General features: G+C 65.5%; 17 protein-coding genes. 6 read left to right on the forward strand and 11 right to left on the reverse strand.

The window, feature by feature from the left end; all coding sequences use genetic code 11:
* Positions 1–31: 31 nt before the first annotated feature.
* The 6 genes from VGH98_06520 (at position 32) to VGH98_06545 (ending at position 9165) form a co-directional block, all read left to right on the forward strand.
* The gene (locus tag VGH98_06520; protein HEY2375613.1) at positions 32–631 is read left to right on the forward strand and encodes a hypothetical protein; all 600 of its coding nucleotides are present in this window, start codon (positions 32–34) and stop codon (positions 629–631) included.
* Between the two features lie 138 nt (positions 632–769).
* Positions 770–3814: a TonB-dependent receptor gene (locus VGH98_06525; GenBank protein HEY2375614.1), complete on the forward strand. Its 3045-nt coding sequence runs from the start codon at positions 770–772 to the stop codon at positions 3812–3814.
* A gap of 16 nt (positions 3815–3830) precedes the next feature.
* Complete coding sequence (locus VGH98_06530; GenBank protein ID HEY2375615.1) at positions 3831–5210, forward strand: RagB/SusD family nutrient uptake outer membrane protein; 1380 nt, start codon at positions 3831–3833, stop codon at positions 5208–5210.
* 8 nt (positions 5211–5218) lie between these two features.
* Complete coding sequence (locus VGH98_06535; protein HEY2375616.1) at positions 5219–6010, forward strand: DUF4397 domain-containing protein; 792 nt, start codon at positions 5219–5221, stop codon at positions 6008–6010.
* 124 nt (positions 6011–6134) lie between these two features.
* A complete protein-coding gene (locus VGH98_06540; protein ID HEY2375617.1) occupies positions 6135–6464 on the forward strand; it encodes a PadR family transcriptional regulator in 330 nt (109 codons plus the stop codon).
* Between the two features lie 13 nt (positions 6465–6477).
* Positions 6478–9165 (forward strand): ABC transporter permease, encoded by a 2688-nt coding sequence (locus VGH98_06545; protein HEY2375618.1) that lies wholly within the window; start codon positions 6478–6480, stop codon positions 9163–9165.
* Positions 9166–9194: 29 nt separating this feature from the next.
* Here the strand turns inward: VGH98_06545 and VGH98_06550 are convergent, their stop codons facing one another.
* The 11 genes from VGH98_06550 to VGH98_06600 all read right to left on the reverse strand — a co-directional run bounded on the left by VGH98_06550 (position 9195) and on the right by VGH98_06600 (position 24890).
* Positions 9195–11129: a VWA domain-containing protein gene (locus VGH98_06550; GenBank protein ID HEY2375619.1), complete on the reverse strand. Its 1935-nt coding sequence runs from the start codon at positions 11127–11129 to the stop codon at positions 9195–9197.
* Positions 11130–11175: 46 nt separating this feature from the next.
* Positions 11176–11964 (reverse strand): CbbQ/NirQ/NorQ/GpvN family protein, encoded by a 789-nt coding sequence (locus tag VGH98_06555; protein ID HEY2375620.1) that lies wholly within the window; start codon positions 11962–11964, stop codon positions 11176–11178.
* 109 nt (positions 11965–12073) lie between these two features.
* Positions 12074–14281, reverse strand: a complete 2208-nt coding sequence (locus VGH98_06560) for a xanthine dehydrogenase family protein molybdopterin-binding subunit (GenBank protein HEY2375621.1) — start codon at positions 14279–14281, stop codon at positions 12074–12076.
* Between the two features lie 4 nt (positions 14282–14285).
* On the reverse strand, positions 14286–14840 hold the full coding sequence (locus tag VGH98_06565) for a 3-isopropylmalate dehydratase (protein HEY2375622.1): 555 nt from the start codon (positions 14838–14840) through the stop codon (positions 14286–14288).
* A 3-nt stretch (positions 14841–14843) separates the two neighbouring features.
* On the reverse strand, positions 14844–16109 hold the full coding sequence (locus tag VGH98_06570; protein HEY2375623.1) for an aconitase/3-isopropylmalate dehydratase large subunit family protein: 1266 nt from the start codon (positions 16107–16109) through the stop codon (positions 14844–14846).
* A gap of 8 nt (positions 16110–16117) precedes the next feature.
* Positions 16118–17467 carry a dicarboxylate/amino acid:cation symporter gene (locus tag VGH98_06575; GenBank protein ID HEY2375624.1) on the reverse strand — a complete coding sequence of 450 codons (1350 nt, stop codon included), beginning with the start codon at positions 17465–17467 and terminating at the stop codon, positions 16118–16120.
* The gene (locus VGH98_06580; protein ID HEY2375625.1) at positions 17467–18597 is read right to left on the reverse strand and encodes an alanine--glyoxylate aminotransferase family protein; all 1131 of its coding nucleotides are present in this window, start codon (positions 18595–18597) and stop codon (positions 17467–17469) included. Before VGH98_06580 ends, VGH98_06575 begins: the two co-directional genes overlap by 1 nt.
* Complete coding sequence (locus tag VGH98_06585; GenBank protein HEY2375626.1) at positions 18594–19268, reverse strand: hypothetical protein; 675 nt, start codon at positions 19266–19268, stop codon at positions 18594–18596. Before VGH98_06585 ends, VGH98_06580 begins: the two co-directional genes overlap by 4 nt.
* An 81-nt stretch (positions 19269–19349) precedes the next feature.
* A complete protein-coding gene (locus VGH98_06590) occupies positions 19350–20195 on the reverse strand; it encodes a hypothetical protein (GenBank protein HEY2375627.1) in 846 nt (281 codons plus the stop codon).
* 74 nt (positions 20196–20269) lie between these two features.
* Entirely contained in the window at positions 20270–21736 is a 1467-nt protein-coding gene (locus VGH98_06595) for a hypothetical protein (protein ID HEY2375628.1), read from the reverse strand.
* A 10-nt stretch (positions 21737–21746) separates the two neighbouring features.
* Positions 21747–24890, reverse strand: a complete 3144-nt coding sequence (locus VGH98_06600) for a SusC/RagA family TonB-linked outer membrane protein (protein ID HEY2375629.1) — start codon at positions 24888–24890, stop codon at positions 21747–21749.
* Between the last annotated feature and the right edge of the window lie 406 nt (positions 24891–25296).

Genomic DNA, 25296 nt, shown 5'->3' on the forward strand with positions numbered 1-25296 from the left:
CGCGCAGGCGCCCAACGCGAATAAAGCCTTGGTGAAACCGACGGCGGATCCAGCGGCGCTCGACGACACGGCCCGCGCATTCACTCAGGTCGATCTGATCGGCGGTAATCGGAACGCCTGGATGACGACGGCGGGGTTACGCTTGGGTGGCGGGACGATATTTGGCAGCTACGCATGGACCACCGTCGACCGCGCTTACGGACTCGGGTATGCGCGACCTATTGCCCAGCGCGACTTGGGATTCCTCGGATCGATCGGCACCGGTCTCGACCTGTACGGCGCCTACGATATCGACAAGTGGACCGGGTACAATGAGCGCGCGGTGCGACTGGCGATCCCACTCTCGATTCGGTGGGGCTCGCCCTCGCGGTTGTCCTTGAGTCCCTTCATCGCGCCCTACGCCGAGCTCGGACGCGCAGGCCTCGAGCAAGGTGACTGCGTCTACACGGCGCCGTCATGCACGAACCCGTATCGCGTCGGCCCTGGCCAGACGCGTGAAGCCGGCCTTGGCGCCGGCGCCGAGCTCACGGCATGGCATGTGAGCCTGAACTTCGGCCTTCGCAATCTCTGGATGCGCCGCGACGCTCTCTATTCCGACCAGGCCTCGCTTGGAATCCGTGTCCGATTCTAGGGGTGCCTAACGGAAGGAGTCATCTCCGGCAAGAGACACCTTGCTGGCCTGACCGCGTGCAGTAGGCTATTGTTCCCGCGCGCGGTTAGGGCCGCGGTCGTTCCCACCTCATTGTCCTCCGGCTCCCGGAGATCACGCATGCTCCCACGCTCCGTCAGACGCGGCGCAACGCTGTCTGCGCTCGCGCTCGCTTATCTATTCCATCCAACGCCGCTCCACGCCCAGGCGCTCACGGGCACTATCCGCGGCCACGTCACCGACGGCGCGTCCGGTCGCGGCATCCCCGAAGCCCAGGTCACCATCACCGGCACGCGCCTCGGCCTGCTGACGAACCAGAGTGGCGACTTCACACTCGCTGCCATTCCCACCGGCTCGCGCACCGTCGAGGTGCGACGCATCGGCTATCAGCCTGTCGACCGCGTCGTCAACGTCACCGCCGGCGACAATGACGTCGGTGCGATCGCACTCAGTGTCAGCGCCGTAAACCTCAGCGAGGTCGTCGTCACCGGTACGGGGACCGCGACCGAGAAGCGCGCCGTCGGCACCAGCATCGCTACGGTGGATTCGGCGCTCATCAGCAAGGCCGAAGCGGTCACGGTCGACCAGGCGATGCAAGGCAAAGTCGCCGGCGCGCAGATCACGCAGAACTCGGGGAGTCCCGGCGGCGGCGGTATCTCCGTTCGCCTCCGCGGCACGAATTCGTTCATCTCCGGCTCCGATCCACTCTACATCGTCGACGGCGTGATCATCGACAACGGTTCGGCGCAGCTCGCGGATCTCGGTACTCGCTCGAATCCGCAGAACCGACTCGCCGACCTGAACCCGGATGACATCGAGCACATCGAGGTCACGCGTGGTGCCGCGGCGGCAGCGCTGTATGGCTCGCGCGCGAACAACGGCGTCGTGCAGATCTTCACCAAGCGCGGAACTATCGGCAAAGCGCACTATACGGGCACCACCCGTTTTTCCATGGGCGAGTTGCGCGAGCAGCAGCCTTTCAACTTCTACCCGTTCAACGAAGCGGGACTGCCCGTCCAACGGTACAACTACCAGGACAACATCTTTCATCGGGCGCCCGCGAATGAGCAGAATCTCACCGTCGAAGGCGGGAACGATCAGACCCGTTACTACATCAGCGGCAATTTCGCCGACGAAGACGGGATCATGCGCTCGACCTCGTCCCGCCGCTCGGGCGCCCGCATCAACCTCCAGCAGCAACTCGCGTCGAAGCTGATCGGCAACGTCAGCGCCAACTACGTCACGACGCATAACGAGTTACAGGCCTTTGGCGAGCAGAACGACTACGGCATCATGGGGTCGCTCTTCTTCGCACCGACGCAGGTCAGTTTTTTCCCGGTGAACGGCATCTACCCGTTGCCTCCCTCGCTGGGGACGAATCCGCTGCTTGCGATCGACAGGATCCGCAATCCGCAGCAGATCGACCGGTTCATCGGGTCGACGAAGCTGACCTGGACGCCGCTGACGCATGTCCTCTTCGACTACACGTTAGGCCTCGATAACACCGGCTTCGAGCAGCGTCAGTTCGTGCCGCGAAATGCCGTCCTCGGTACGGCGCCACTCGCGACCGGACGCTCGCAGTCGGTGTTTCAGGCGTCGCGGGTACTCAACCAGGACGGCGTCGGTAGCTACACGTGGAACCCGATCGGTCCGTTCGATCTGCGTACGACGGCGGGTTTCAACTTCACCGACCAACGCGTTCGCATGACTAGTGCGACCGCGAACGGCCTCGCGCCCGTCGGTGATCTCGTCAGCGCCGGCTCGGTGTTCTCGGCGGCGCAGACGGACGTCGAGTTGCGCACGTTAGGCTTCTATGGCCAACAGGAGCTCGCCTGGGAGAACAAGCTCTTTCTCACGGGTGGCGTGCGGTACGACGCGTCCTCGACATTCGCTCCATCCGAACGCTGGCAGGCGTTCCCGAAGTTCTCGGCATCGTACGTCGTCATCGACAACAAACCGGGGGCGCTCAACAATCTTCGCCTCCGCAGCGCCCTGGGCTACGCCGGTAGCCAGCCGAGCATAACGAACGCCTACTCGCAATTCATCACGTATACGCAACTGCCGTTCGCTGGCCGGCCCGGCTTCGTCAACAACACGGTTTATGGCAACCCGAACCTCCGCAACGAACGCGCGCGCGAGTGGGAAGTGGGTGCCGACGTCGGATTCCTCGACGGACGCGTCTCGACCGAAGCGACGTACTACAATCGGCTCGTCTCCGATCTGCTCTTCTTCCGTCCGCTGCCGACGAGCACGGGCTTCTCACAGCAGTTCGCGCCGATTGGGTCGATGTCGAACAAGGGCATCGAGCTGATGCTCCGCACGCAGAACGTCGACAACCAGAAGGTCAGCTGGGCCTCGACGGTCACGTACGCGCACAACAAGAACCTCGTCGAGAGCCTGAGCATCCAGGATTTCCAATCGGCGGGCGGCTATCCGAACCGAATCAGAGCCGGATATCCGGCTGGCGTGTTCTATGGCTCGTACGCCGCTCGCGATTGCATCACCGGACAGCTCCTCGTCGATTCGTTAGGCCGGTATCGCCGCAGCAATCAGACCGTCGACATGGGCGCGACACTCGCTGCGCGCGAGGCGCTCAGCCACGGCACCTGTAATGATTCACTCAACAAGATCATCGGCGATCCGAATCCGAAATGGACCGGCTCGTTCCTGAACGAGGTGACGCTCCTTCGCAAGATTCGCCTCCGCGCGCTGCTCGACGGTGTTTTCGGAAACCAGATCATGAATCTGTCGACGCGCGCGCAGAACGCGGGCATTGCCAGCAACTCGAAGTCCTACGAGCGTGAGCTGTTGCCGTATGGAGATCCCCGCAAGCTGCCTCCGGGATTCAACGCGCGAACACAGGGCATCTTCGAGTACTGGATCGAGGACGGCACGTTCGTGAAGCTGCGCGAGCTCGCGGCGAGCTACACGGTCGATGCACCACCGGTGCGACGCTACTTCAAGGACGGCATCGATCTCACACTGTCGGGTCGCAACCTGTACGTCTGGACGAAGTACAGCGGCTACGATCCCGAGATCAATCTCTTCGGCACCAACGCCGGCGGCATCGGCTCGGTGCAGACGACGGCCGCCGATCGCGGCTTCGACTTCGGTGGCTACCCCATTCCGCGCACGTGGTCGTTGAGCGCGCGGTTCACATTCTGATCGCGGAGATACTCCCATGCGCATCATGAAGCAGCGCGCGGTGACGATCGCCGCGCTCATCGCGAGCGGGGGCGCGCTCACCGCGTGCACGCTCGACATTCAGAATCCCAATCAGCCGACGCAGGAGCAGGTGACGACCAGCGTCGACGGTGTGATCGCGCTCGCAACTGGTCTGCAGGGGCGATTTGCCTCTTCGTACGGCAACTTCGCCTACATGGCAGGACTTGTGACCGACGAGTTTGCGTCGACGAGCGCAGCCCTGGTCTCGATCTCCGACGCCGAGCAGGGCGCGGTCCCGAGCGGCACGGCGATCGCCGACAACGTGTTCAACTCGGTGTATCGCACCGTGCGCACGGCGGACGACCTCCTCGCCGGTTCCGTCGCGCTCGCGACGCAGTTCGACCCCGGAACACGGAGCGGCATCCGCGCCCTGGCGTACGCGCTCAAGGCTGAAGCGTTAGGCGAGGCCTTGCAGTCGTATCAGAAGATCCCGATCGCGACCTACAATATCACCGCACCGACGTACGTCGGCCGCTCGGTGGCGCTCCCGTACATCCGCGCATTGATCGATTCGGCGGCCGCCGAGATCGCCGCGACGCCGCCGAGCGCGTTTTTCAATGCGAACATTCTCACGCCCGGGGTCAGCCTCCCCGACCTGATCCAGCTCTTCCGCGCGCGGTACGCACGGATCGCGAACGACGACGCGACCGCGCTGGCCGCGGCGAACGCCGTCGCGCGCTCCGGGCCGGCAGCGCTCTCGGTGCTGACGTTCCCGTCGCCGACGGTGAACTTCTACGCCAACGTCACCGGCGGCACGAACGGCATCGCCGTGCGGCGTCAATATCGCACGTCGATGGATCCGGCCGATCTCCGCTGGCAGTACTTCGTCACACCCTCCACGACACTCAGCGGCCGCATCGGCGCCTTGCTCGATCCCTGGTCTCGCTATTCGAACCCCCAGGCGCCACTGCCCGTCTACATGCCCGACGAGGCGCTTCTCATCAAGGCCGAGGCGCTGACGCGCCAGAATCAACTCCCCGCCGCGCAAGCCGCGCTCGATTCCGTTCGCACCGATTGCCCCGGCGGCCGCGGTCTGGACGACCCGAAGGCCTGTCTGCCAGCGTTAGGCAGTCAGCTGACGCAGGCGCAGTTGATCACCGAGATCTATGCGCAGCGACGGTACGAGTTGCTAGGCACGGGAAGCCGGTGGGAGGACACGCGTCGCCTCGGCGCGATCATCGGCCCTGTCGCCTCGCCTAACGTGCCGACGTCGGGTCAGCGCTGCTGGCTGCCGTACGCCGTCGGCGATCGCAACGCCAACCCGAACGCGACGTTCACTGCTCTCCCCGATCCGACCGAGCCCTCGACGTTTCCCGCCAGCTGCCCGACGACATGAGCACTCGTATGAATTCATATTCGAAGGTCTCCCCGTGGAGACACGTTAGGCACGGCGCACTCGCAATGGCGGTCGCTGCCGCCGCCGCCTGTGGCACGAAGGAGGCGCCGGGCCCGCTCGAGCCCACGGGCCCAACGGGCCGCATTCGCTTCGTGAACCTGATCACTGATCCGGCGCGCAATCCGGTCAACGCGATCCTCGAGAAGGTCCCCTTCGGTGTGAACCTGGGCTATACGGGGACAACGCCCTCGAGCCTTCCCGCGCCGAACACGGCCAACTATTCGGCGATTCTCGCGGGCGATCGGTCGCTGGTACTCAAGCGGACTGCCGACACGACGGTGACGGTCGCGACGTTGACGGTCACGATCACCTCTGGGCAGGACGTCTCCGTGTACGCCACCGGTGGCGCGGGGGGCGGCGCCGTGTCGTCGTTCGTCACGAAGGATACGAACACGGCGGCGACGTCGACACAAACACGCGTGCGTGTCGTGAACCTCAGTCCGTCCGCCGGTTCGATCGACGTGTTCATCACGGCGCCTAACGCCGATCTCTCGACCGCGACGCCCGTCGCTTCGGGTGTGGCGACGCAGAGTGCATCGGCGTATGTCACAACAATCGCGCCGGGCACCTACCAATTCCGCGCCGTCCCGGCCGGTACTGCCCCCGCCAACCGCTCCGCGAACGTGCTCGTGAACATCGCGAGCGTCGCTCTGGCGGGGACGAGTGGGCGCACGTTCGTGGTCGCAGACAAGGCAGCGGGTGGGACGCCATCGACGGCGTTTGTGTTGAGCGACCAATAGCGCGCAGAAAGGGCAAGAGGGCGAGCCGAAAAGGGTTCGCCCTTTTTTTCGGCCCCTCTCATACCCTAGTTGACATAGGGTTCGCCCGGTCATATACCTATGTCACCAAGGCCTGGAGCCCGGAATGGCAGGCTCGAATCTTTACACGGGGACGCTCGACCTCCTGATCCTGAAAGCCGTCAGCTGGGGCCCCAGCCACGGCTATGCGATCGGCCGCTGGATTCGCGAGACGACCGACGACGTTCTCGTCGTTCAGGAAGGCGTCCTCTATCCCGCGCTCCATCGCCTCGAACGCCGCGGCCTCCTCAAGGAAGAATGGCGCCGCAGCGAGACCGGGCGCGACGCCAAGTACTACTCGCTCACCACCGCCGGCCGGCGTGGGCTGCGCGACGAAACCGCGCGCTGGCTCGAGCACACGCGCGCTGTCAACCGTGCCCTCGCCGTCTCGACGTAGGAGGCCACTCGTTATGCCGCGATCCTTCCGCCTCACCAACAGCAAGCGCGACGTCGCCGAAGAGATTGGCTTTCATCTCGAAATGCGGACACGCGAGTTCATCGAGCGCGGGATGTCGCCCGAGGAGGCCAGACGCGCCGCCGCCGCGTGGTTCGGCGACGTCGCCGCGATCGAAGCCGCGTGCCGCGACGAGCGCGACCACCGCGCCCGCGAGCACGCTCGCCGCGATTGGCTCCAGGGCGTCGGACTCGATCTCAAAGTCGCGCTGCGCTCGCTCTGGCGGCGGCCGGCCTTCACCGCCGCGGCCACGCTGACCCTCGCGTTAGGCATCGGGGCCGCGGCTGCGGTCTTCGCGATCGTGTCCGGCGTGCTCCTGCGCCCGCTTCCCTATCGCGATCCGGCCCGCCTCGTCATGCTCTGGTTCGTCGGACCCGACGTTCGCGGTACGCCGAGTCAAATGCCGCTCTCGGCGCCGACGTATCTCGACATCGTTGAGAGCGTTCCGTCGCTTGGGCCGAGTGCCGCGTTCCGGTCCTGGCCCCTCACCTTGAGCGAGGGAGCGGAGCCGGAGCAAGTCGCCGGAGTGAGAACGACGCCCGGACTCTTCGCGACACTCGGCATACGACCCGCGATCGGTCGTGACTTCACCGTAGGCGACGCCCAGCCCGGCGCGCCGCGCGTCGCCATCATCAGCGATGGTCTCTGGCGCCGTCGGTGGGCGGGCGACCCGTCGATCCTTGGCAAATCGGTCACGCTCAGCGGCGAGCGATGCACCATCATCGGAATCGCTCCGCGTGGCCTCAGCTTCCCGCGTGGTGCCGAGCTTCCCAGTGGTCTTCAATTTCCGACGCGCACGGAGGTATGGACCCCACTCACGTTCACCGACAGCGATCTCAAAAACCGCTGGACACTGAATCTGGCCGTCGTCGCTCGGCGGCGAGATGCTGGCTCGACGGCCACGACCGACGCGCAGCTCGCTGCTCTCAGCAAGCGGCTCGACGCGCAGTTCGCGGGCGGCACCGGACGCGTCCAGCTGTACGCGCCGTCGCTGGCCGAGCAAGCCGCCGCGCCGGTGCAGCGCACGCTCCTGGTTCTACTCGGCGCCGTCGCGCTCGTGCTCGTCATTGCCTGCGTCAATGTTACTAGTCTCCTCATCGCGCGGACGAGCGCGCGAGGGCGCGAGCTGGCCGTTCGCACTGCACTGGGTGCCGGTGCGACGCGGCTTGGGCGGCAGCTGGTAATCGAGAATGTGCTGCTCGCTCTTCTCGGTGCAGCCGCAGGTGTCGTTCTGGCGGCGTTCGCCACGCGTGTCATGCTCGCGCTCGTGCCAGGTCAGCTCCCACGTGCAGATGACGTCTCCCTGGATTGGCGCGTCCTCGTTGCCGCGGCCGTCTGCGCCCTGGCTGCCGGAACGATCTTCGGAATTGCCGCCGCGATCCATGCGCGTGGATCGCCGCTCGCGCCGGCGCTCACTGGCGGCAGTGCGCGAGCGACCGGGAGCGCGGCACGCACGACGGGCCGCCGAATCCTCGTGGGCGCGCAGATCGCGCTGTCGCTCGTGCTGCTCGTCGCCGCTGGATTGCTCGGCGCGAGCTTCGTCAGGCTGCAGCACGTCGATCCGGGTTTCCACGCGGAAGGGGCGGTCAGTGCGAACGTCGCGCTGCCGATTGCGGGCTCGTTCAATCCGCAACGGGACGGTCCCGGCTGGTCGGCTTTCTTCACGACGCTCACCGACCGCGCCGCGGCGCTGCCTAACGTCGTCGCCGCCGGCGCAGTCAGTGTGTTGCCACTCACCGCTGATCCGGAATCGGCAGGCTTTACGATCGAGGGTCGGCCTGCACCCGCCCCGGGACAGGCGCCCGAGACGCAATACTTCGTGACGGCGGGCGATTACTTCCGCGCGATGGGAATACGGCTCCAATCGGGCCGCACGTTCAACGCCAGCGACCGCGCCGAGACGCCGCGCGTGATCGTCGTGAGTCGCGAGCTCGAGCGCCGCCTCTTTCCTGGCGATCGCGCTATCGGTCACCGGATTCATTGCGGATGCGACTTCACGCCGGGGGCGCGAGAGATCATCGGCGTGGTCGACGATGTCCGCGCGTCTTCACTCGACGAGGCGCCGACGCCTGCGGTGTATCTCCCGGAAGCGCAGATGACGTATCCGCAGCTCGTACTCGTTATGCGAACGAAGGGAGATCCCATCGCTGTGCTTCCGTCGCTGCGTCGCGAGCTCCGCGCGCTCCGACCGGACGTCGCGCTCGAGCTGGTGCGTACCCTCCGCGACGTCTTCAGCGCCTCGCTCGCGAGGCAGCGCTTCAGCCTCGTCCTGATTGGCGCGTTCGCGCTCGCAGCGCTCGCGCTTGCGGTCGTCGGTCTCTATGGCGTGATCGCGCTCAGCGTTGGCGAGCGTCGGCGCGAGATTGGCGTTCGCCTTGCCCTGGGCGCTCGTCCGGCGACGGTGCTTGCGCTCGTGCTTGGCGAAGGCGCGCGCATCGCCGTCGTGGGAATCGTCGCGGGCCTGCTCGTCTCATCCCTCGCGACGCGGCTACTGCGAGGAATGTTGTACGACGTCACGGCCTCTGACGTCACGATCTACGCTGCCGCGGCGGTGCTGGTCGCAGTGATTGCGCTCGTGTCGACGTGGGCGCCCGCGCGCGCGGCAACCAAAGTGGATCCGGTGGTAGCGTTGAGATCGGAGTGAAGAGAGCTCGAAGGGCGCTTTTCCAGTGCTCATTCGAGAAGGCTCCGCACAACTTGCAGCAGGACCTTCGGCAAATGATCAGGGCGAGGCAGGATCTCGTATCCCGCCGGCCCAAAGATCCTTTTCAGATAGGCCGAGTCCTCGTGATCAACCGTTAGGCAAAACGGAAACACGTCGCGCGCGCGCGCCTCGTTGATCGCCTGGCGCGAGTCCTCGATTCCGTACTGGCCCTGATACGTGTCGACGTCGTTCGGTTTGCCGTCGGAGAGGATCAGGAGCAGCCGATGCCCGGCGCTCTGGGCGTCGAGGAGCGCCGTTGCATGACGGATGGCGGCGCCGAGGCGGGTATTCGCGTCGGGCGCGAGCGCGGCGATTCGGCTGCGCACTGTCGGCCCGTTACGCTCCGCGAACCCCTTGATCGTGCGTAACTGCACGCTCCGCGCACCTTTTCCGGAGAACGCGAGCATCGCATAACGATCGCCCAGCGCGTCGAGCGCCTCGGCCGCGATGAGGAGCGCTATTTTTTCGACGTCGATGACCTGCAGCGTCTTCGTCACCAGCGTATCGGTCGATCCACTGACATCGACGAGGAGCATGATCGCGAGCTCGCGGCGCGCCGGACGAACAGCGACGTACAGCCGATCGTCGATGGTATGGCCGGTGCGAGCGTCGACGAGCGCCCGGACGCACGCAGCGAGGTCGAGCTCATCGCCTTCGCGCTGACGCGGCACGCGAGTTCGCCGGGCACGGAGCCGCTCGAAGCGCTCGCGCACGTGCCTAACGAGCGCGGCGTGCTCCTTGAGCGTGGCCGTCGCCCAATCCGGAGACGCCTCGCGCGCCGGACGCGCGCGAACGATCACGCTGTCCCGCCGGTATTGGTGGCTCGCCGCGTCCCACTCCGGATACACGACGTCGTCGCGCGTGAGCGGCTCGATCGCGTCAGGGCCAGCGGCGGACGCGCCTGTTCCAGAGAGCGCTTCGTCGTCCGGCTGCGGCGAGCTGCCGATGTCGTCGTCCTCGGCGATTCCCCGCTGCTGCTCGACCACTCCCGCTTGCGGCGCGGGCTGCTCGGGCTCGACCCCACTCTCGGCGGGGACCGGCCTCGGTCGCCCCAGCTGCTCTGCCCCTGCAAGCTCGACGAGATTGAGCAGCCGGTTGTTCATGAGTGAGCTCTCACTCGATCCTCCGGGCGCCAACACTCCGGGACCCGGTGGCAGGACGCGTCCCCAGATGCCCACGGGCGGCACGCCACGATAGCGCTCGTTGACGATTCGCAATCGCGCCGCGGTCTCACGAGCCCAGGCGGCAGATTCCTCCGGCGAGGCGGAGCTCAACGCTGGCGGTGGCGCCGTCGGGTCGGCAGCGAGCAGTTGCCTAACGAAATGCTCCACGTCGCGCTCGGCTCCGGCCAGTGCCTCGAGCACTGGCCGTCGCGCGAGGGCGTCGGCGCGCGCCGCGACCAGGGCCGGAACCAGGTTGCGTACATCGTGCGCGATCGCCGCGTCGATCGTCGCGCTCTCGCGGAGCAGGAACAGGTCGCGTTCGAGTGAGTCGTTCAACCGCGCCGCGGCGGTCGCGGTGCCCCGTACGACACGCTCGGCTTGCTCGATGGCGATCAACCGATAGCGCGCGATCGCGACGTCGCGTCCAGACGCTGCGTCCATCGCCGACGGCAAGCGTAGCGACTCGCCGTCGCTGGCGGGCACACTCTCCGGCTCTTTGAATGGGCTCACCGAGCGCCACGCTCGCGTCAGCCAACCGACGCGTCGGCGCTCGGGAACGGCGATCGGTATGTGCTTGCCGTACATCGCGGCAAGGAGTAACTCGAGTCGCCGGCGAACGGTGTCCAGCTCGACGATCGGTCGCGCGCGGCGCCACGGCAGTGTCGGCAGGGGGATGGGCAATCGCGCAGCAAGCCTTGCCGCCGCGCGTCGCGCGCGAATCAGCCGGCGCCGTGATCGCATAACGACGGAGACCGGAAGAGGAGTGCGCGCGTCGCGCGCGCGAGGATCATATCGTCGCCGCTACCAGGTCATCTATTGCGGCGAGCAAGTCAGGATCGTCTGTGAGCGGCGCGACGAGTGCCGAGCGACACGCCTGCGCCGCTGGAATTCCGCCGGCGATGAGACGCGCCGTCGCGACGAGAGGCCGCGTCCCCGGGCCTTCGGTGAGACCTTGATCGCGCAGACGGCGCACCTTCCGCGCGAGGTCCACGAGAGCGGTCGCCGTTGCCCGCTTCACGCCGCTCTCATGCGCCACGATCTCACTCTCGGTCGCCGGTGGCGGAAAGTCGAACTCCAACGCGACGAAGCGCTGCCGTGTGCTCGGCTTGAGATCTTTCACGGCGTGCTGATATCCGGGATTGTACGAGATCACGAGCTGGAATCCCGGCGCGGCTTCCAGCAACTCTCCGGTCTTCTCGATCGGCAAGATGCGCCGGTCGTCAGCGAGTGGGTGCATGACGACGACCGTGTCCTGACGCGCTTCGACGACCTCGTCGAGATAGCAGATCGCGCCGAGCCTAACGGCCGTCGTGAGCGGTCCGTCGATCCAGATTGTCTCGCCGCCTCGGATGAGGTAGCGTCCGGTGAGATCGGCGGCGGAGAGGTCGTCGTGGCAGGCGATCGTGACGAGCGGTCGTCCGAGCACGTGCGCCATGTGCTCGATGAATCGCGTTTTGCCGCATCCCGTCGGCCCCTTGAGCATCACCGGCAGGCCGCGCTTATGGCAGGCGGTGAAGGTCGGGATCTCGTCGTGAATCGGGACGTAGTACGGCACCTCCGCACCCGGCCAGCGCACGCCGTTTTCCAGGGAGTCGGAGTGAGAGATTGAACGGGTCAGGGTCATTTGTATACAACTTAATGGCGCGATGAAAACCGGAACCCCCGCCGTTCACGCGGTTCCCGCCTCAGGGAATGGCAATGGGTAGACGCCTAACGCGTTTGCCTGTCGCCGCGAAGATCGCGTTCGTCACCGCCGGAGCGATGCTCGGCAGCGTGCCCTCGCCCATCCCGTGCGGCGACTCTTCGCCGCTGTCCACGAAGTGCACCTCGATGCGCGGAACATCGCGCATCCGCAGTACTGGGTAATCGTGAAAGTTCGATTGCACGACGCGGCCGGCCTCGACTGTGATTTGCTGATACAGGGCCGCCGAGAGACCGAAGATCACGGCGCCCTCCACCTGGGCGCGCGCTCCGCTTGGGTTCACGACGAGTCCCGGATCTGCGGCCGTGACGACGCGGTGCACCCGGACATCGCCGTTCGGCGCGACCTCCACCTCGGCGACGTGCGCAACGTACGCACCGTTCGAGTAGGAGCCCGCGATGCCACGGCCGCGCCCAGCGGGCAGCGGCTTTCCCCAATCACTCTGCTTGGCGGCGACGCGGAACACTACGGCGAGCCGGCCAGTGTCATAGCGCGAATCGTAGAAGGGCAGCTGTCGCGCGGGCTCGAGCATCGAGAGCTGGAACTCGAGCGGATCGCGCTTGGCGGCATGCGCCAGCTCGTCAATCATGCTCTGCGTCACGAACACGGTCGCCGACGGCTCGACGGCGCGCCACTGGCCACGCGGAATCTTCGACTGCAGCGCGGTGTAGCCGATGCGCATATTCGGCGCAACGCTCGCCGGCAGATCGTACGGCTCGAGCTCTCCAGGATCGAGAAGCGCGGTCTGATTCGGTCCGGAGCTCCAGCGCAGGTAGTGCCCGCGCGACGCATTCACGAGATGCTGCGACCAGGCGACGATGAGCCCATCCCTGTCGAGACCAGCACGCATCAGGTGATAACCGGCTGGCCGATAGTATCCGTGGCGCATGTCGTCTTCGCGCGTGAACAGTACCTGAACCGGCCTCCGGCTCGCCTTCGCCAGATATGCCGCCTCGGCGACGAAATCGGCGTAGAAGCGCCGGCCGAACCCGCCGCCCATGCGGAGGACGTGGACCGCTACGTCGTTAGGCGACAGTCCGGTCGCATCCGCGGCGGCGCGCCGAGCGCCTTGCGGGTTTTGCGTCGGCGCCCAGACTTCGACGTGTTTGCCGTCGACGCGTGCCGTGCAATTCATCGGCTCCATCGTGGCGTGCGCGAGGAGCGGCAGTTCATACACGGCCTCGAGCTTCATTGCCGCGGCCGCGAACGCATCGTCGAAATGACCGTCGTCCCGCCTGACGAGTTTCGGCGCGCCGGCCGCGATCTGCACCGCCCGCTCGCGCATTGCGGCCGTGCTCTCGGTCTCACCACCGCGCGTATCCCACTCGACCGACAACGCTCGCCGCCCCTGCATCGCCGCCCACGTCGAATCGGCGAGGACCGCGACGCCGTTAGGCATCTTCGGGCTGTTCTCCTCGAACTCGGGCAGCGCATCCGCGTCGATGGGGATTACCGCGCGGACGCCGGGCACCTTGCGCGCCGCGGCGTCGTCGACGCGAACCACGCGTCCGCCGAACACCGGGCTGCGTTCGATCGACGCGAAGAGCATTCCCGGCAGCCGGACGTCGATGCCGAAGGTCGTTCGTCCGGTCACGATCGCCGGTGTATCGACACCAGCACGCGGAGTTCCAATAATGCGAAACTCATGGCGAGACTTGAGCGGCACATCGGGCGGCGCCTGCTGCGCGCTGGCGTCAGCGGCCAACGCACCGTAGGTTGCCATGCGCCGTGTGGCAGCGTGCCGGACAACGCCATCGCGGGTGACGCACTGCTCGACCGGCACATGCCAGCGATTGGCTGCGGCCCTAACGAGCATCAGACGCGCGGCGGCACCGGCGCGCCGGAGCGGCAGCCACGATGTGCGCACGACCGCGCTGCCACCCGCGTATTGGGGACCGTAGCGCGACTCGTCGAGATCCGCCTGCTCGACGCGGATCTCGTTCCAGTCCGCATCGAGCTCCTCGGCAACGAGCATCGCGATCGCCGTCCGCGATCCCTGTCCCATTTCGGGCCGCGGTACGACGACGACTACCGTCGAGTCGGGCTCGATGCGAAGGAAAGCGTTAGGCGACCACGACCCGCTCTCGTTGTCCTGAGCGCTCGAAGACTCGAAGCGAAAGCCTACGGCCAACCCACCGAGCGCGGTGAGCCCGACCGACAGAAAGTCACGACGGTTGAACGCATTCGACACGTACTCATACTACGCCTCGTGGCGCGACACGCGTGTTCGAATCGCGTAAGCTTTGTGCCCGCCTCCCACGCAGATAATCCACGAGGCCGCCCGCGTTCAGAATGTCGTGCAAAAAGGGCGGCATCGGCCGAGCAACCATGACGGCGCCGCTGCGTGCGTTCTCGACTTCGCCGCGATCGTCGCCGAATCGAAGTGTGATCGTGTCACCCTCGGCGATGCTGGCTGTGTCACACTCCGCCGGGATGAGGCCGTTGTTGATCGCGTTGCGATAGAATGTCCTCGCGAAGCTCTGCGCGACGACGGCGCGGATTCCCGCCGCCAGGATGACGGTCACCGCAATCTCCATCGCCGAGCCGCAGCCGAAGTTCCGGCCCGCGACGAGAATATCCCCCGGGCGCACACTGTCGGCGAACCGCGGATCGAGCGTCTCCAGCAGATAGCGAGCGAGCAACTTCTCGTCGAGCGTATCGCGCTTTCGGGTGGACGCGATGATGTAATCGGTGTTGACGTCGTCGCCAAGGCGCCGTGCGCGGCCAGTCAACTCGCGTGTCGAGAGCATATGCTAACCAATCGATGCCGGGTCCGTGATCCGTCCAGTGACTGCCGCGGCGGCGCATGCTTCCGGCGACGCGAGATAGATCGACGCCGTCGCGTTTCCCATGCGTGCCTTGAAGTTGCGATTCGCGGTCGAGAGCACGTTGACGCCATCGCCGGGGATTGCGCCGCTCGTGCCGCAACACGCGCCACAGCCAGGCGTCGTGATCACCGCGCCCATGGCGGCGAGCTTCGCGAGTGTTCCATCCTCCAGAAGACGCGAATACACCTCGCGAGACGCCGGCGTGACGACGAGCTGAACGCCCGGCGCGACACGGCTGCCACCACGCTCGAGGACCGCCAGCGCGGCGTGGAAATCGGAGACACGTCCGCCAGTGCACGTGCCGAGAAACACCATGTGGATCGGCGTACCAATAGCTTCCTCGAGCGCCACGACGTTCTCGGGTGCGTGAGGGAGCGCAACCACCCGTTTCGCCCGCGATAAATCGACGACCAGTGTGCGTGCATAACGAGCACCCGGATCGGACTCGACTGCCCCCGGCTGCCGATCCGTTCGGCCGGCAAGGTACGCAGCGGTCGCGTCGTCGTGTGGGAAGATCGCCGCTTTGGCGCCTGCTTCCACCGCGAGGTTGGAGACGACCAGACGCTCCTCGAGGCTGAGCGCGCCTAACGCATCGCCGTGGAGCTCCAACGTCTGGTAGTTCGCGCCCTCCGCTCCCAGCTCGGCGACGAGCGCGAGCGCGATGTCCTTCGCGGTCAGTCCCTTCGGCCGTTCGCCCGTGATGTCGATTCTGATCGTATCGGGGACACGCAGCCAGATCTCGCCCATAATCATCGCCGCGGCGATGTCCGACGAGCCGACGCCCGTAGCGAATGCACCCAGTGCACCCGCGGTCACCGTGTGGCTATCCGCACCGATCACGAGATCGCCCGCGACGACTCGGCCTTGCTCGACCGCGATCTGATGACTGATGCCTGCGCCGACGTCGTGCACTTCGATGCCATGCTGCCGTGCGAACGCGCGAACGCGATCGTGAAAGCCAGCAGTCTTTGCCGTCGAGGGCGGCGCGTAGTGGTCGAGCGCGAACATCACCCGCGCCGGATCGAAGACTCGCTTGCCGTTCATGCGCTCGAAATAATCGATCGCCATTGGCGCCGACGCATCGGTACCGAGCACCAAATCGACGTTGCAGACCACCACGTCTCCAGCGTGCGAGTCTCGACTCGCGTGCTCCGAGAGAATCTTCTCACTGACGGTCTTCGCGCTCGACATCGGGACGCTCACCGCTGATCGCTCGTCGCTGAACGCTCGCCGCTCGACTCACCGTCGACGTCGAGACGCGGCAGCTGCCACACCGAGAAATCAGCGGGCGGCGTTGTCGGCGTCGCCGCTGGAGTCTCAGTTCGAGCAATCCACGTTGCGCCCACGAGATTGCTCATCGTGTTGACGAGCGAGCGACACATGTCGAGCGGACGATCGATGGCTGCCACGAGCGCGATCCCTGCCGCCGCATGCGAGCCGAGTCCGATCGCGTCGAGGACGATGAGCGTCGTCACGAGCGAGCTACCCGGGACGCCCGCCCCTGCGAACGCAGCCGCCGTCGACGCCAGAACGATCGCCAGCATCGCTCCCGCACCGAGTTCCATTCCGTAGAGTCGCGCCAGAAAAATTGCCGTCACCGCTTTGTAAACCGCCGACCCGTTCTTGTTGAGCGTCGCGCCAGCGGGGAGCAGGAAGCTCGCGACCTCGTTCGAGACACCGAGCCGTGTCGTGGCCGCCTCCATACTCACCGGCAGCGTTGCGCTCGACGACGCCGTCGAGAAGGCGAGGAGGAGCGGCTCCGATGCACCGCGAAAAAAGCTCGTCAGGCTCTCGCGTGCGCCGAAGCGCAGGGCGGGAAGAAGGGTCACGGCGACGTGAATCGCCATCGCGATCACGGCCACGAGCGCGAACCCGACGAGTCCGAGCAACAATCCGGCTCCGGTGCGCGCGATTGCACCGGCTACAAGCAGAAACACGGCGGGCGGCGCAAGCCACATGAGCCAGCGTACGACGACCATGGAGACGTCGTTCACCGCCGTGAAAAATGCCACGAGCGGCTCTCGGCGATTCAGGGGCAGGATCGTTGCCGCCGCGCCGAAGATGCAGACCGCGATCATGAGCGGCAGCAGGTCACCTTGCGCCGCCGCGGCGATCGGGTTCTGCGGCACGAGCTCCACGACGGCGGTTACCAGCCCTGGGGCAGCCGTTGCGGCCGCGGGCACGGACGGCTGATTCGCCAGCGCCGCACGCGTGGCCTGATCCACGTTTACGCCGACGGGTGAGAGCACGGCGACGGTCAGACCAATAGCGGCCGCGATCAGCGTCGTGAAGGCGAAGTATGCCAGCGTCTTGCCCCCGATCGCACCGAGGCGGCGCACGTCGCCTAACGACGCAACGCCGACGAAGAGGCTCGCGATCACGAGTGGCACCACCACCATCGTCACGAGCCGGATGAAGATTGTGCCCAGCGGCTCGGCCGCGATGACGGCGCGGGAAAGTCCGGCGCTCACCGGACCCGGCGCGCGGGCAGCGGCGCCAACGATCGCGCCGCCCAGGAGTCCGACGGCAATCTTCGTCTCCAACCTCATCACGCCACCCCGGCGGCGTTAGGCAGCGCCGCCAGCGCATCGCCGAGCGCCGCCAAGGTTCGCTCGATGTCGGTTGCGCGGATGTCGCCCATGTGGCCGATGCGGAATCCACGCGGCTCGAACCTGCCCATCGCCGCCGCCGTGAGAATTCCCCTCGACCTGAGCGCGTCGCGTAGCGTCTTCGGATTCACGGCATCGGGAAGCGCGATCGCCGTGACCGTCGGCGACAGCGCACCGAGCGTCGGACACTGCAGCTCGAGGCCCAGACGCGTGACGCCATGCCTAACGGCTGCCGCGTTCGTCTCGTGGCGACGCAACACCGAATCAAACCCCTGCTCGTGAATCATGCGCAGCGCTTCGGCAACCTGGAGAACAAGGTGCACCGGCGTCGTGCCGGGCGTCTCCGGGCGCGGCTTGCCGAGGGTCTCGCGGATCGGCCGGAAATCCCAGTAGCTCCGCGGCAATCGCGCGGACTCCGTCGCTTTCCATGCGCGCTCGCTGAGCACCGCGAACGCCAGCCCCGGGCTCGACATGAGACACTTCTGCGACGACGTGATCGCGACATCTACGCCCCATTCGTCGAACGCGAAAGGCATTCCGCCCAGCGCGGACACTCCGTCGACGAATAGCATCGCACTCCGGGACGACACCACTCGGCCGATCGCCGCGATATCGTTGCGCACAGCCGTCGACGTGTCGCAGTAGGCCACGAGCACCGCCCGGATCGACCGGTCGCCTTCGAGAAACCCGGCAATCTCATCGGGCTCCACGTCGCTCGCCCAATCCCGCGCAACGCGATGCACGACGATGCCGTACGTCTCCGCGATCTTCGCCCACATCTCGCCGAACGCGCCGTTGCAGCAGGCGACGATCGCGTCGCCCGGCGAGAGCAGATTGCACAGCGACGCCTCGAGCGCGCCGCGCCCCGTCGTGTGCACGGGCAGCACCGGCTGCCGCGTGCCGAAGATTGGTCCGATCAGCTCGAGCATCTCCGACAGCTCGGCGGAGAACTGCGGCGTCCGATGATGCAGCATTGCCCGCGCGCCCGCGCGCCGCACACGCTCGGGCACGCGCGTCGGACCCGGCGTCATCAACAGATATGGAACGTCATCCGGCCCAAGCGACGTCACGCGATCACGCCCTTCCGCCGCAGCAGATCGTCGACGTCGCCGCGAATGAGCATTCCCTCATTGATCTCCGCGACGCGCTTTCGCTCGCGCTCCAGCAGTTCGTCGAGGAGGTGAAGCACTTCCTCGGCGTGATCGCGCGGAACGACCGCGACGCCGTCGTCGTCACCGACGATAATGTCGCCGGGCATCACAACCGTGCCGCCGCACGCAATCGGAACGTTGACCTCACCCGGACCGTCCTTATCGCAGCTGCCGGGCGTCACCGCACGACTGAACGCGGGGAAATGCAGTGCTGCAATTCCCTCGACATCTCGAATCGCGCCGTCGACGACGATGCCCCCGAGTTTTTTCGCCGCCGCCGTGCGACACATCAGATCGCCAAAGACGGCGGTCGTCGTGCTTCCGACCGTGTTGACGACGACGACATCGCCCGGCTGCGCGACGTCGAGCGCTTTGTGAACCATGAGATTGTCCGCGGGCCGGCAGAGCACCGTCACCGCCGGACCGTACAAGGGAAATCCGCTGCGTGACCGGATTCCCGGATCCATGAAATTGAACCGCCCCATGGCATCGGCGACGTTCGCGCTCGCCGCTCCCTTGAAGCGCGCAATGAGACCGTCACTGAGTCGCGGCGGGGTTGGGAGTATTCGAAACCCGAGCTTGCCGGCCATGTCGATGGCTAGGTGGCTGGTGAATGGTCGTTCGTGATTGGTAGATGATACCAGCCGACCGCGACGCGGCAACCCGCTGGATTACGTCCCCGTTTCCTTCGGATGAGTCCCGAGCGCGGCGAGCGAGTCGTCCGCGAAGCGATTCACTAACTCGACCTGCTCGGTCGCCGAGGCCTTCGCAACGATCTCCGACGCCGTGAGCACTGCGCCGAACCAGTCGGCCGTATGCCAGTGGCCGATCCCGAGCGGTGCCACGGCAAATGTTGGTCGCGGAGATGGTCCGACATAGAAATACGGCTCGGCGTAACTCGTGTCTCCTGGCGACATTCCGATTCCGATGGTTTGAAGCGGACCGCCGGAGCAGCTCACCAGCGTCGCGATATCGAAGTGGTGCGGCCAGCAGCGGACGTCGCTCGCGCCGGGCGTCTGAGCTCGACGCCCCTCGAGCAGGGTGTGTGCGTTGCGATACCACCGCGCCAGCTCCTCTACTGCTTCGCGTTGCCTAACGAAGTGGCCGCCAGAGTCCGTCGAATGCGGCGCGATGGAGAAGTGCAACGACGTGTGCAGCGCTGCTGGGTCGCGGCCCGCGTCGCCAATCCGGGCCCGTAGCCAGGCGATTGCGTCTTTTCGCGTTCGTTCAACGAGCGGAAGGATCGCTGTGTCGTCACCGAATGCATCGAGAAAGAGCAGCGTGAGATCCGCCATTCGCAGGCCGACACGAAACGGGCGCGGGGCATCGACGATCTCGGTTTCCAGTGCGTCCGCGCTCACGAGCCACGTCATGCTCGTGTGACTGTCGTCCGACCGCGAGGGTATGTACGAGGCGCCGACGAGCGCCAGCAGCAGTGCGGCGTGATGCGCTGTCTCGCGCGCGTCGCCGAGCGATTTCGGCGAAACCGTACCAACGCGTTCCCACTCGATTGTCATGCTTCGCTCAGGATGACAAAGAAAAACGGCGCCAGTCGGAAGACTAGCGCCGCCTTTCTCGTTCCATCAAGCGGTTACGGATTGCGGTCGAGGCACCCGTGGAAATTCGGGTTGTTGTTCTCCTCGTCCTTCGGCACCGGCAGGTTTACGTCCGTGCCGTACGTTCCACCACGATAGTGGGTCCCCGCCGGGAACGAGTTCCCAACGTTGTACCACGTCTTGTAGGGATCCTGCCTGACGAGTCGGCGCAGATCGCCCAACCGCTCGCCGCGGCTGAACGTCCAGAATGCTTTCTCGCGGAACAGCTGCGCAACGCGCGCGCTGTCGGTTCCCGGATCGGTAAGCGCCGGAAGCGCGTTGGCCGCCACCGTCACCGTGCCGAGCGTCTGGGCCGCCGCGCGCAGCCCGTTCAGGGTCGCCAACGTTCCCGTCGTCGCCGTTGCGTAATTACCAGACAGGAACGCCGCCTCGGCCTCGATCAGTCGAGCATCGATGCCATTGGTCACGTCGACCGGCGTCTCCTGACCCCAGATCGACGTCGTGCGCGAGAACGTCAGACCGTCCTGCGACTTCGTCGTGTCCTTGCCGTTCGTGCTGATCGTGTACTTCGACGGCACGCGCGGATCTTTCGATGAGAAGAACGGAGTCTGCCCCGTGACGAGAATGTCGTGCGCGTTTCCCTCGAGGCTGTCGCCGACGTTGTACCGACGACCGCTGTTCGGCTGGCCCCAGATCGCGTTGCTTCCCGAGCTCGCCGCGTACGTGTGCTGGTACTTGAACGACGTCGGAATGCCGTTCATAAGCGCCGCCGCCGCAGCGACGTTTGCCGCGCCGCCGAGGCCTAACAAGGCGCGAGCTTTCGTGATCTTGATTGCGCGGCCGACATCGCTCGCGGTGTCCGCGACGGCCAGCAGCTTGTATCCCGAGTCCAGCGTCGAGATTGCCGTCGTGAAGATCGCAGAAACCGGCTGCGGCGTGCCGTAAACGATCGTCGTCGGCGAGGTCGCCGTCGACGCGTCGCTCAACGGAATGCCGTTGCAGAAGTCCGACGCGAGCTGCATTTCCGCATTCCCACGTGCGAGATACAGCTCGGCGATCTGCACCGTCTGCGTCGGATTCCACTTCACCATCGCCGGCAGCGCCTGATCTACTGCTGTACGGACGCGCTCCAACTTGCGGAAGTCGAACGTCACCGTGGCGTTATTGAGCTGAACTCGGCGCTCGTCGAGCTCGTCGTTCTGCACGAAGGTGGACGACGTACCCCACTCGTCGGCGAGCAAGCCGCCGGTGAGCCAGGTGCTTTCCTGTCCGTTCGTGTTGTCACCACCCGTCGCGAAGCGCCAGCGCTGGAGCGCGCCAATGCGCAACGCGTTCGCGCCTTCGGGCGAGTCGAGATCTGACGGCGAGATCAGATCTGGGTCGGTTGCCTGGAGGAGGCTATCGGTGCACGCCGTCGCGCCGAGTGCAACCAGAGTCGCGAACGACCCGAGCAACACCAGCGCGCGCGTCCGCGCAATGCCTCGTAGTCTCGATATATGCATTTATGAATTCTCAGAAGCCGAGGTTGAAGCGAACCGTGTAGTACGTCGGGATACCGAGCGTCTGGAACTCCTCGCCCGGGGCGTTGGGCGAATCGCCGGCAAGACGATCGATTTCCGGATCGATGCCGCGATACTTCGTCCACAGGTGCAGGTTTCGCGCGGCGAAGTTGAGCGACGCGGACCGTGAGCGCAGATACTTGCCGGCCCACACGTCAGGCAGATTCCACGTCGCCGTGAACTCACGCCACCGAATGAAGGAGGCGGGCTGGAAGAAGCCATCCAGCGTCTTCGACGGATCGTCGCGCGTGGCCACGACCATCGCCTGCTCCTCGAGCGACGCGCGCGGAACGAGCTTCCCGTTCACGACGTCTGCGTTCATCAAGCCGTCGCAGTTCTGGCGGCTGACGCAACGGATGCGCTCCGTGTTGTTGTACCACTTGTAACCACCCTTGTAGTCGAACAGCGACGCAAAGCGCAGGCGGTGACCAAAGAGGTCGATGCCCGGCTGGAGCGACGTGAGGTATCGCGGCGAGGAATAGCCGCGGAAGATCGGCTGCGAGCCGACGAACACCTCGTTCAGATTCGGATCGTCGCTGTGGACGAGCACACCGTCTCCGTTCTTGTCCTGCCAGCCAGTGATCGGCTGCGCCCAGAAGCCGAAGAGCGGATACCCGGCAACCGCGCGCCAGGTCGTGTTGATCTGCGGCGGCACTGGGCCAAGGCTCACCAGCTTGTTGTCGTTGATCGAGCCGCTGAGCGTGACGTCGAACGCGATGCGACGCGTGTCAAAGATCTGCGCGTTGAGCGCGAGCTCTTCACCCGCGTTCTTGACCGAACCGATGTTCTCCTTGACGGTGTTCGCGGCGCCCGCGGACGGGGCGACGATCGCGTCGATGAGTGCATCCTTGGTCAGCTTGCTGTAGTACGTGAGCTCGGCGTGGAGGCGATGACCGATCAAGTCGGCATCGAAGCCACCCTCGAACTCGGTCGTGCGCTCCGGCTTGAGGTTCGGATTGCCAAGCGCGGTGAAGGTCGCACCGGCGATGTCCGTCTGCTTCAGGTTTCCGGTGACGCCGCTGAAATAACGGAGCGCATCGTTCGATCCGGGCTGCACACCCGCGGCGCCGTACGCGGCGCGGAAGCGGAACTGATCCAGCCAGTGCGGCTTCGGGAAGAACGGCTCGTCCGAGGCCAGCCAGGAAACGCTCGCTTTCGGATAGAACACGCGCTGGAACTTCGTACCGAAGGCGCTGTTCTGGTCCGAGCGCACGGCGCCGGTCACGAACAGACGGTCGCGGAAACCAACTTGCTGTTCGACGAACACGCCGAAAGTTTTCGTCAGCGTCGTCGCCTCAGTCGCCGACTGCACGGCGCCCGAGTTGGGTGTCTGCGTGCCTGGGCTGAGCTGACTGCCAAACGCATCGTTCTGGTCGAGCTGATAGTTGACGAACTGTGCGCCGAACGTGGTCCGCGAGTTCAGCGTCGGCCTCGGATTGAACGTCTCCGTGCTGCCGAGGTCGAACGAGAAGTTCCGGAGACCGGTGCGGTTGTCGTCCTTGAAGCCGAGGCGATACGTCGAGCTCACCGGTGGACCCTGGCCGTTGCGGTTCAGGTTCAGGTCGACGCGACTTGTGTAATCGAGACCGATGTTCGCGCGATTCTGCATCCAGCTGAATGGACGCCAGTTGGCGTTGCCGCTCGTGATGATGCGGTTGAGCCGCTGCTCGTTGAGCTCCTGGAAGGTGTAGCCAGGAGTCCACGCACGGTAACCGTGAAGTGGCGTGCCGAGACCGCTGACGGTTCCGTTGTTCACGTACCCCGCGCCACCGAAGATCTGCGACCCGATGCCCGCCGTCGCGTTCGACTCGGTTGCATAACGAGTATTGACGTGGATCAGGTTACCGGTGAAGCCGAGGTCGAGCTTCGGCGAGACGGAGGTGTTGAGGTTCGACCTGAAGCTGTACTTGTACTGATCGTTAGGCCGCTGAACGTTGTCGGGCACGACGGTGCCGACGCTGTCGAAGCGCTGCCGCTCGAAATCGGGAAGCTTGAGCACGCCCATCTCGTCTTCGCGCTCACCCGAAACGAAGTAGCGGAGCGACTCCGAGCCGCCCTGCACGTTCGCGCCGAACTTGCTGCGGTGACCGACACCAATCGGTGTCGCGCTCGCATCGTGGAATGGGCTGTACTGCCTGAGGCTGTCGGGGATGCATGCGCCGGAAGCCACCACCGGCATCGAGCACTCCTTGTATGGGAAGGGCGCGGTTGCAGTCGGAGAGTGACCGGCGATCGTGTAGTTGTACGGATAGTCGCTGTTGTCCTGCAGCAGGCCGCCCTCGGCCCAGCCATTCCATCGCGCGGCGCCGGCGCGACCCTTCTTCGTCGTGATGACGATGACGCCGTTGGCCGCATCGGTGCCGTACAACGTCGCCGCTGACGGGCCCTTCACGATCTCGATGTTCTCGATCTCGTCGGGGTTGATGTCGTTGGCGCGGTTCGGTGTCGCACCCCCTGTGAACAACGCCGTCGAGCTGGTGTTGCTCGTCATGCGGATGCCATCGATGATATAGATCGGATCGTTCGAGAGGCTGAGCGAGTTGTTGCCGCGGATACGCACGCGACCGCCGCCACCGACCTGCGATCCACCCGTGACCTGGACGCCCGGCGTACGAGCCGCGAGCACGTCCTGCACGTTGCTGATCGGCGACGTCTCCATGACCTTCGCCGCGTCGATGCTGCCGATGGCGTTGCCCAATTCCGAACGCCGCTGGTCGCCGGTCGCCGTCGTGACAACTTCGGTGAGCTTGACAACGACAGGAACCATCGCGAAGTCGAGCGTCGCGGCCTCCGTGCCGCTTACCTGGACTGGCTTCTTCTGCTCTTCATAGCCAACGCGGAGCACGCGGACCGTGTAGCTGCCCGCCGGTACGTTGCGGATGTTGTAACGTCCGTCCTGTCCAGCCGTCGCGAACAGGCTCGTGCCGACGAGCACGACGCGCGACTCTTGGAGCGGTTCACCACTGCCCGTCGCGGTGACGCGTCCGGTGATACTGGCCTGCTGTGCCTGTGCGACAGCGGCGCTGGCGGCGAGCACTCCTAATGGAAGTGCACACCACGCCAGAAGCCGCCTCGCGACCGTGCGTGGAAGACCCATAACGCTGACCTGTGAGGAGGGTGGGGAAGTGTTGCAGGGACTAAACGACAGTGACGAGATGCACCGGTGTGGTCACACCGGGAACCCGAGGTGAAACTCAGCCTAGCGAGTCGGGGGTCACTGCAGTTCCGGCAATTTAGTCTGCGACCGCGTTATGTGAAGCGGGCGTAACTAGATGCCAAACGACACTTATCGGGGCCAATATCCCTCCAGCGTTTGACGAGGCGTTAATTGTAAGAAAACTTCCAAGCTTTGCTGGGCGCCTAGCAACGGGCAACTCGTTGAGCACCTTGCGAGTCACAATTCTCGTTGGCGCTTATTTCAACACGGATCGAACGATCAGCAATCCGGCCGCCAAACGATTCGTTCCAACCCATCGGTTAATGGTTGTTGGTGGTTAGTGGCG

Source organism: Gemmatimonadaceae bacterium (assembly GCA_036496605.1).
Lineage (GTDB): Bacteria > Gemmatimonadota > Gemmatimonadetes > Gemmatimonadales > Gemmatimonadaceae > AG2.

Coding starts and splice junctions, on each gene's coding strand:
- VGH98_06525 (HEY2375614.1), top strand. CDS start 770: ATGCTCCCACGCTCCGTCAGACGCGGCGCAACGCTGTCTGCGCTCGCG.
- VGH98_06530 (HEY2375615.1), top strand. CDS start 3,831: ATGCGCATCATGAAGCAGCGCGCGGTGACGATCGCCGCGCTCATCGCG.
- VGH98_06535 (HEY2375616.1), top strand. CDS start 5,219: ATGAATTCATATTCGAAGGTCTCCCCGTGGAGACACGTTAGGCACGGC.
- VGH98_06540 (HEY2375617.1), top strand. CDS start 6,135: ATGGCAGGCTCGAATCTTTACACGGGGACGCTCGACCTCCTGATCCTG.
- VGH98_06545 (HEY2375618.1), top strand. CDS start 6,478: ATGCCGCGATCCTTCCGCCTCACCAACAGCAAGCGCGACGTCGCCGAA.
- VGH98_06550 (HEY2375619.1), bottom strand. CDS start 11,129: ATGCGATCACGGCGCCGGCTGATTCGCGCGCGACGCGCGGCGGCAAGG.
- VGH98_06565 (HEY2375622.1), bottom strand. CDS start 14,840: ATGCTCTCGACACGCGAGTTGACTGGCCGCGCACGGCGCCTTGGCGAC.
- VGH98_06570 (HEY2375623.1), bottom strand. CDS start 16,109: ATGTCGAGCGCGAAGACCGTCAGTGAGAAGATTCTCTCGGAGCACGCG.
- VGH98_06575 (HEY2375624.1), bottom strand. CDS start 17,467: ATGAGGTTGGAGACGAAGATTGCCGTCGGACTCCTGGGCGGCGCGATC.
- VGH98_06585 (HEY2375626.1), bottom strand. CDS start 19,268: ATGGCCGGCAAGCTCGGGTTTCGAATACTCCCAACCCCGCCGCGACTC.
- VGH98_06590 (HEY2375627.1), bottom strand. CDS start 20,195: ATGACAATCGAGTGGGAACGCGTTGGTACGGTTTCGCCGAAATCGCTC.
- VGH98_06595 (HEY2375628.1), bottom strand. CDS start 21,736: ATGCATATATCGAGACTACGAGGCATTGCGCGGACGCGCGCGCTGGTG.
- VGH98_06600 (HEY2375629.1), bottom strand. CDS start 24,890: ATGGGTCTTCCACGCACGGTCGCGAGGCGGCTTCTGGCGTGGTGTGCA.